This window comes from Nitrospira sp. BLG_2 (genome assembly GCF_049222245.1).
Genome location: NZ_JBLYIG010000260.1, coordinates 1 through 6,414 on the forward strand (window position 1 = coordinate 1; position 6,414 = coordinate 6,414).

A 6,414-nucleotide genomic window follows, 5' to 3' on the forward strand; every position below is an offset into this window, starting at 1 on the left:
GAGAAAATATCGAGAAACCCCAGCAGAGATCCGCCCTGTTTCTGCAGAAACTCGGAAAGAGCTTCACCATTGATACCAGGAGTCGGGATGTGAGACCCGATCCGATACACCACAAGCATTCCGAGCGTGAAGAGAACACGAGTACGCAGCTCGGGAATCTTGAAAATATTCTGAAAACTGGTCAGGAGCCGTTCAAGCACCGCCGATTACCTCGACTCGCCCTCCGGCCGCTAGGATTTTTGCTTCAGCCGATTTACTGAACTTATGTGCCTGAACAACGAGTGGTTTCTGCAACTCACCATTGCCGAGAATTTTAATCGGTAACTTTTTTCGCTTCACCAGTCCAGCATCAACCATGGCTTGCGGAGTGACCGGCTCGTTGCCGACCCATCGTTCCAAACTCTTAATGTTGACGACGCTATATTCTTTCCGGAACGGGTTCGTAAACCCGAACTTTGGCAGCCGACGCACCAACGGCATCTGTCCGCCCTCAAAGCCTGGGCGCTTGCCGCCTCCTGATCGAGCCAACAGTCCCTTATGACCTTTGGTGGCGGTTTTCCCGTGACCGGACCCAGGTCCCCGTCCTATACGTTTGCGTCGCTTTTTTGCTCCTCGTGCGGGAGCTAAATCATGAAGGTTCATGGCTTCCCAACTTCCAGCAGGTAGCCGACTTTATCAATCATTCCTCGCACCTGAGGCGTGTCAGGGTGGATAACCGTCTGTCGAATGCGCCGGAGGCCAAGACCACGCAATACAAGGCGATGTCGTTCAGGTGTTCCAATGGGACTACGCCGCAATGTTACGCGTACACTCTGAACCCCAGGCTCTTGAGTTCTAGATGTCTTTATTGAGCCCATCAAATCGTAACCCTTTCTCGCTCTTCGGCGACTGCTTGGCGGCGAAAGCGAAGAACATCGTCCAAATTTCTCAGTTGGGTAAGCCCGTCCAGCGTTGCACGCACTGTATTGAAGGGGTTCCCACGTCCCAATGTTTTGGCGATGACGTTATGCGCACCAACTAGTTCAACTACAGCACGAACCGCTCCCCCTGCAATGATTCCGGTCCCGTCGACAGCCGGCTTAAGTAGCACGTGCTCTGCCCCGAACCGACCATGCACCTCATGCGGGATGGTTCCGCCCTTCAACGGGACGTGAACGAGGTGTTTCTTGGCTTGTTCGACGGCCTTTGAAATCGCAACGGGGACTTCGGCGGCTTTCCCCTTACCCATCCCAACCCACCCATGACCATCACCGACAACAACAAGCGCGCAGAAGTTGAACCGCTTTCCACCTTTCACGACTTTGGCGACTCGATTGATAAATACAACTTTATCCTTCAGGTTTAATTCATCCGGATTGACTCGCACGCTCTTACCCCTCAGTCCTAGGTTCAGTTACAGATCATAGGAGATCACACGTCCTGGCTCGCCTCATACCTAAAATTGGAGTCCCCCTTCACGCGATGCATCCGCCAGCGCCTTGATTCGGCCGTGGTACCTCCGGCCTCCTCGATCAAAAACCACCGTGCTCACCCTGACAGTCTTGGCACGATCGGCGATCAATTTCCCTACCGCCTTGGCCGCTTCAATTCCACCGGTCGACTTGAGAGACTTACGCAATGATTTATCGAGTGATGACGCGGTCGCCAGAGTAGTACCTTGAATATCATCGATAATCTGCGCATAAATATGGGCCGCACTCCTAAATACGTTTAAGCGAGGCCGTTCTGCCGTTCCCGTAATCACACGCCTCACTCGCCGGCGTCTTCGATCAAGCTGTCTAACTTTGTCTGCAGCATTCATGGCCAGTTCCTATTTCCCCGTCTTGCCCTCTTTCTTGCGCAATATCTCGCCGGCGTGACGAACACCTTTTTGCTTATAGACATCCGGCGGCTTAATGGCACGCAGATCAGCTGCCACCTGACCCACCAAACGTTTGTCAATTCCCTTAATGTTGATGAGCGTCTGCTTGTCCACTTTCACATCAATACCCGTCGGTACCTCATAGATTACTGGATTGATATAGCCCACATTGAAGCTTAATGTTCGACCCTGAATTTGGGTCTTGTAGCCCACCCCAGTGATTTCAAGAGAACGCTCGTACCCCTTAGTCACTCCGTAAATCATGTTGCTCAGTTCCGCACGTGTCAGCCCGTGCAATGCTCTCAACTTACGATCGTCACTCGAACGGCCAACAACGACTTGTCCATTATTGACGGCAACATCTACCCCGTGCACGAGCGACCAATCCAGCTTGCCCAATGGACCTTTGACAGACACGGTTGATCCGGCAACTTTGACTTCCACTCCACCGGGAATTGCAATCGGCTTTTTTCCAATGCGGGACATGGTCTGTTATATCCTTCACTCAAGATCGAAATCACTCATCCGCTTACCATACAGAGCAGAGAATCTCACCCCCAACACGACTCTTACGGGACTCGTGGTCGGTCATGATACCTTTTGATGTAGAGAGGATGGACACACCGATCCCATTGCGGACTTTCTTAATGTCCTGACTGCCGACATAGACTCGCCGACCCGGCTTGCTGACACGCTCCAACCCGGTGATCATAGGCTGTCCATCTCCCACGTATCGAAGACGCACAGTAAGAATGGGATGCCCGTCCCGAACTCCATCCTCGATTGCCTCGACATAGCCTTCCTTCCTCAAAATCTCCAAAATGGCACGCTTCAGCTTTGAGGTAGGAACCATGACTGTCTCAAAACGGCGTTGAGCACCATTTTTCAAACGAACAAGAAGATCGCCGATTGGATCAGTAACCATGCTCTATCTTTCTATCCTCCATCATTCATTGGCGGCCAGCGGCGTGAGAACACCCGCTACCAGCTCGATTTTCGCACTCCGGGAATCTCTCCACGCAGACTCATCACCCGAAAACAAATTCGGCACATCCGAAACCGACTGAGATATCCACGAACTCGACCGCAGACCCCGCAGCGATGGTAGTCCCGCGTGGAGAACTTCTGCTTCGTTGCTGCCTTATTTCTCAGTGCCAATCGTGACACACGCACTCCTTCCGTTCAAACAGACGCCGTTGATTCATGTCGCTCTCACGTACGAAACGGCATACCCAGATGCTTCAACAGAGCTTTCCCTTCGTCATTCGTCCTGGCTGTAGTGACAACCGTAATGTCCATCCCATGGATAGAAGCCACTTCATCGTACTTGATTTCAGGGAAGATAAGCTGCTCTTTTAAGCCGAGAGTGTAATTTCCACGGCCATCAAAGGCCTTGGGAGAAATGCCGCGGAAGTCCCGTATCCGAGGAAGTGCCAACGTCACCAGTCGATCAAAAAATTCATACATCCGACGACTACGGAGTGTCACCTTAGCCCCGATGGGCAATCCCTGTCTGAGCTTGAATCCGGCGATTGCTTTTTTGGCTCGAGTCACGACCGGCTTTTGCCCGGTGATCATTCCCAATTCTGCCACCGCACTCTCCAAGAGCTTCACATTCTGAATCGCCTCACCCATGCCGACGTTCAACACCACACGCTCAAGCTTGGGGACCTGCATCACATTCTTGTACCCAAACTCCTTCATCAGCGCCGGGATTACTTGCTGCTCATACATGTCGCGAAGCCGCGGTCGGAACTTGGACTCCTCGCTTCCCTGGTCCAACTGCGGGGCCAGCTCTTTCTTCGAGGACTTTCGCTCAGTCGGTTTGTTGGATCGGTTTTTTGGTTCCTTGGCCATTACGTACCCTATTCCACAGCCTCATTGGATTTCTTGCTGAAGCGCACTCGTCTCCCGTCTTCCAAAGCCCGAATCCCTATCCGGGTAGGCTTCTGTGTGATTGGGCAGAGAAACATAACATTGGAAATCTGAAGAGGTGCCTCTCGCTCAAGTATGCCTCCCTGCTTGGCCTTTTGATTCGGCTTTGTGTGTCGTTTGATGACATTCAGCTTCTCTACAACCACCTTTCCGGCACGCAGGTCGATCGACAGAACCTTCCCGGTCTTGCCTCGCTCACGACCAGAAACCACGACGACCGTATCCCCTTTTCGGATTCTGCTTTTTCGGAGTGGTTCCACGATGCTCCTCGTTGTTCTGCCCTACAAAACTTCAGGTGCCAGAGAAATGATCTTCATGAATTTCTTCCAGCGGAGCTCGCGGGCAACGGGACCGAATATACGCGTCCCAATCGGCTCCCCCTCTTTATTGATTAAGACGCATGCGTTTCGGTCAAACTTAATATAGGACCCGTCTTCCCGGCGAACCTCTTTCGTCGTTCGGACAATAACGGCCCGACTTACATCACCCTTCTTCACGCTGGCTTGAGGAATCGCTTCCTTGACGGCCACTACCACCACATCTCCGAGCGACGCATAGCGTCGTCTCGTCCCGCCGAAAACATGAAAACACATGGCCTGTTTCGCTCCCGAATTATCGGCCACATCCATATATGTATAGTTCTGAATCATCGCTCTATTCCTACACGTCCTACAGGCAACAAAAAACGGAGGACCACAAGAAATACCGCTACTTACTTTTCGGGTTGACCTTTTTCCATGACTTGGACAACGCGCCAGTTCTTTTCTTTGCTCAGAGGCCTAGTCTGCACGAGCTTGACCCGGTCTCCCACTTTACACATGCCACTTTCATCGTGAGCTTTCAGTCTTGTCATCCGCTTCAGAACCTTCTTATAGATCGGATGAATAACCGACCTCGAAACCACGACGACGACCGTCTTTTGCATCTTGTTGCCGATGACGTCACCATACCAATGTCGACGCTTTACCACCTCAGCCATACGACCTCTACCTTTTAGTCTCCTCCGCACGGCTCTTCACCTGCTGGAGAACAGTTTTAACCCGAGCAATATCTCGCTTAGTCTTCCGGATTTGCATGGGATTCTCGAGTCGCCCAGAGCCGAACTGAAAGCGTAAATTAAACAGTTCTTGCACGAGCTGCCTTTCTCTGTCCATAAGCTCATCCGCCCCTAGCTGCTGAAGCTCCTTGACATCCAACGCCATATCCCCGCACCTCTTTAGATCTTCAAGAACTTACCCAAACTCTCCGCGAACCACTAGTTTCGTTGAAATCGGCAACTTGTGCGAAGCAAGACGAAACGCCTCTCGAGCAATCTCCGGGGTGACGCCGTCCATCTCATAAAGAATCCGACCAGGTTTCACGACAGCAACCCAATACTCAGGATTTCCCTTTCCCTTCCCCATTCGAGTTTCTGCCGGTTTTTTAGTGATCGGCTTGTCTGGGAAAATGCGAGTCCACACCTGCCCTCCACGTTTCACGTACCGAGTAATAGCAATACGCGCAGCCTCAATTTGTCGACTGGTCACCCATCCTGGCTCCAATGCCTTCAAACCAAACTCCCCTAGAGTAATCTGACCCCCGCGATAGGCCTTACCCGTCATCCGCCCTTTCTGCATTTTTCTGAATTTGACTTTTTTAGGCGCTAACACAGCTTGATCTCCTCACCCAAACCGTCGATCTAAAGATGATTCAGCCTTAATAGGCTGAACGGGAAGAAGCTCTCCTTTATAGATCCAGGTCTTCACCCCGATCTGCCCCATGGTCGTGTGTGCTTCGGCGAACCCATAATCTATTTCGGCCCGAAGCGTATGCAGCGGCACACGCCCTTCTCGATACCACTCCGTCCTGGCGATCTCGGCGCCTCCCAAGCGACCAGCTACCATGATCTTGATACCCTGAGCACCAAGCCTTAGGGCAGATTGAACGCTCCGCTTCATGGCTCTTCGAAAGGCCACCCGCTTTTCGAGCTGAGTTGCGACATTTTCGCTAACCAGCTGTGCGTCAAGCTCAGGCTTCTTAATTTCCTTGACCGTAATGTAGACCTGCCCCCCGTACTGTTTTTCAAGATCCGCCTTTAACTTATCGACTTCAGCTCCCTTTCGCCCGATAATGATGCCGGGGCGAGCCGTATGAATGATCACCCTGGTTTGATCGCCGGAACGTTCAATTTCAACCTTCGATACGCCGGCATGATACAAACGCGCCTTGACCATTTTTCTAATCTTGACATCCTGGTGGAGCAGCTTGGCGTAATCTTTTCCGGCATACCAGCGAGAACTCCAGGTATAGTTGTAGCCCAGCCGATAGCCTATTGGATTTGTTTTTTGACCCATGCGTTGTGTGCCTCAATCTAAGAGAACTAAGCTATTTCCTCTTGCCCTGAGCTGACGGTGCCGCCACGACGACAGTAATGTGGCTCGTGCGCTTTTGAATTGCATTCGCCCGCCCCATCGATCTTGCGCGCACGCGTTTATATGTCGGACCGCAATCGACAAAGGCCTTGGAGATAACCATCGATTCGCCATCCCCCATTTCCTTCTGCTCGGCATTTGCCACAGCGGAACGAACGATTTTTTCAACCACCCGCGCAGCATGGCGAGGGGTGTGCTTCAGAATAG

General features: G+C 52.0%; 15 protein-coding genes and 1 pseudogene. All 16 read right to left on the reverse strand.

What is annotated here, in order from left to right:
- Nucleotides 1-200: pseudogene (locus ACOSYY_RS07120) on the reverse strand (preprotein translocase subunit SecY); the annotation flags it as partial.
- The gene (rplO, locus tag ACOSYY_RS07125; RefSeq protein ID WP_421661573.1) at nt 193-642 is read right to left on the reverse strand and encodes a 50S ribosomal protein L15; all 450 of its coding nucleotides are present in this window, start codon (nt 640-642) and stop codon (nt 193-195) included. The pseudogene ACOSYY_RS07120 and the gene rplO, both read right to left, overlap by 8 nt.
- Complete coding sequence (gene rpmD / locus ACOSYY_RS07130) at nt 639-857, reverse strand: 50S ribosomal protein L30 (RefSeq protein ID WP_421661574.1); 219 nt, start codon at nt 855-857, stop codon at nt 639-641. Before rpmD ends, rplO begins: the two co-directional genes overlap by 4 nt.
- On the reverse strand, nt 857-1,366 hold the full coding sequence (gene rpsE, locus ACOSYY_RS07135; RefSeq protein ID WP_421661575.1) for a 30S ribosomal protein S5: 510 nt from the start codon (nt 1,364-1,366) through the stop codon (nt 857-859). The genes rpmD and rpsE overlap by 1 nt, the downstream gene beginning before the upstream one ends.
- Nucleotides 1,367-1,435: 69 nt before the next feature.
- Nucleotides 1,436-1,801 carry a 50S ribosomal protein L18 gene (gene rplR / locus ACOSYY_RS07140; RefSeq protein ID WP_421661576.1) on the reverse strand — a complete coding sequence of 122 codons (366 nt, stop codon included), beginning with the start codon at nt 1,799-1,801 and terminating at the stop codon, nt 1,436-1,438.
- 9 nt (nt 1,802-1,810) lie between these two features.
- Complete coding sequence (gene rplF, locus ACOSYY_RS07145) at nt 1,811-2,347, reverse strand: 50S ribosomal protein L6 (RefSeq protein WP_421661577.1); 537 nt, start codon at nt 2,345-2,347, stop codon at nt 1,811-1,813.
- 43 nt (nt 2,348-2,390) lie between these two features.
- Nucleotides 2,391-2,786: a 30S ribosomal protein S8 gene (gene rpsH, locus ACOSYY_RS07150; protein WP_421661578.1), complete on the reverse strand. Its 396-nt coding sequence runs from the start codon at nt 2,784-2,786 to the stop codon at nt 2,391-2,393.
- 56 nt (nt 2,787-2,842) lie between these two features.
- Nucleotides 2,843-3,028, reverse strand: coding sequence for a type Z 30S ribosomal protein S14 (locus ACOSYY_RS07155; protein WP_526023301.1), 186 nt, complete (start codon nt 3,026-3,028; stop codon nt 2,843-2,845).
- Between the two features lie 45 nt (nt 3,029-3,073).
- A complete protein-coding gene (gene rplE / locus ACOSYY_RS07160; RefSeq protein ID WP_421661580.1) occupies nt 3,074-3,718 on the reverse strand; it encodes a 50S ribosomal protein L5 in 645 nt (214 codons plus the stop codon).
- A gap of 8 nt (nt 3,719-3,726) precedes the next feature.
- A complete protein-coding gene (gene rplX, locus ACOSYY_RS07165; protein WP_421661581.1) occupies nt 3,727-4,056 on the reverse strand; it encodes a 50S ribosomal protein L24 in 330 nt (109 codons plus the stop codon).
- A gap of 21 nt (nt 4,057-4,077) precedes the next feature.
- Nucleotides 4,078-4,446, reverse strand: coding sequence for a 50S ribosomal protein L14 (gene rplN / locus ACOSYY_RS07170; protein WP_086418820.1), 369 nt, complete (start codon nt 4,444-4,446; stop codon nt 4,078-4,080).
- A gap of 62 nt (nt 4,447-4,508) precedes the next feature.
- Entirely contained in the window at nt 4,509-4,775 is a 267-nt protein-coding gene (gene rpsQ / locus ACOSYY_RS07175) for a 30S ribosomal protein S17 (protein WP_421661582.1), read from the reverse strand.
- A gap of 7 nt (nt 4,776-4,782) precedes the next feature.
- Entirely contained in the window at nt 4,783-4,992 is a 210-nt protein-coding gene (rpmC, locus tag ACOSYY_RS07180; RefSeq protein ID WP_526023302.1) for a 50S ribosomal protein L29, read from the reverse strand.
- 36 nt (nt 4,993-5,028) lie between these two features.
- Nucleotides 5,029-5,445, reverse strand: coding sequence for a 50S ribosomal protein L16 (gene rplP, locus ACOSYY_RS07185; RefSeq protein ID WP_421661584.1), 417 nt, complete (start codon nt 5,443-5,445; stop codon nt 5,029-5,031).
- Nucleotides 5,446-5,457: 12 nt separating this feature from the next.
- On the reverse strand, nt 5,458-6,129 hold the full coding sequence (gene rpsC, locus ACOSYY_RS07190) for a 30S ribosomal protein S3 (protein WP_421661585.1): 672 nt from the start codon (nt 6,127-6,129) through the stop codon (nt 5,458-5,460).
- A 31-nt stretch (nt 6,130-6,160) separates the two neighbouring features.
- A partial coding sequence (gene rplV / locus ACOSYY_RS07195) for a 50S ribosomal protein L22 (protein ID WP_421661586.1) occupies nt 6,161-6,414 on the reverse strand: 254 nt, incomplete at its 5' end.

What these genes read in the sequence shown, in the direction of transcription:
- rplO (WP_421661573.1), bottom strand. Translation starts at nt 642, where the DNA reads ATGAACCTTCATGATTTAGCTCCCGCACGAGGAGCAAAAAAGCGACGC.
- rpmD (WP_421661574.1), bottom strand. Translation starts at nt 857, where the DNA reads ATGGGCTCAATAAAGACATCTAGAACTCAAGAGCCTGGGGTTCAGAGT.
- rplR (WP_421661576.1), bottom strand. Translation starts at nt 1,801, where the DNA reads ATGAATGCTGCAGACAAAGTTAGACAGCTTGATCGAAGACGCCGGCGA.
- rplF (WP_421661577.1), bottom strand. Translation starts at nt 2,347, where the DNA reads ATGTCCCGCATTGGAAAAAAGCCGATTGCAATTCCCGGTGGAGTGGAA.
- rpsH (WP_421661578.1), bottom strand. Translation starts at nt 2,786, where the DNA reads ATGGTTACTGATCCAATCGGCGATCTTCTTGTTCGTTTGAAAAATGGT.
- rplE (WP_421661580.1), bottom strand. Translation starts at nt 3,718, where the DNA reads ATGGCCAAGGAACCAAAAAACCGATCCAACAAACCGACTGAGCGAAAG.
- rplN (WP_086418820.1), bottom strand. Translation starts at nt 4,446, where the DNA reads ATGATTCAGAACTATACATATATGGATGTGGCCGATAATTCGGGAGCG.
- rpsQ (WP_421661582.1), bottom strand. Translation starts at nt 4,775, where the DNA reads ATGGCTGAGGTGGTAAAGCGTCGACATTGGTATGGTGACGTCATCGGC.
- rpsC (WP_421661585.1), bottom strand. Translation starts at nt 6,129, where the DNA reads ATGGGTCAAAAAACAAATCCAATAGGCTATCGGCTGGGCTACAACTAT.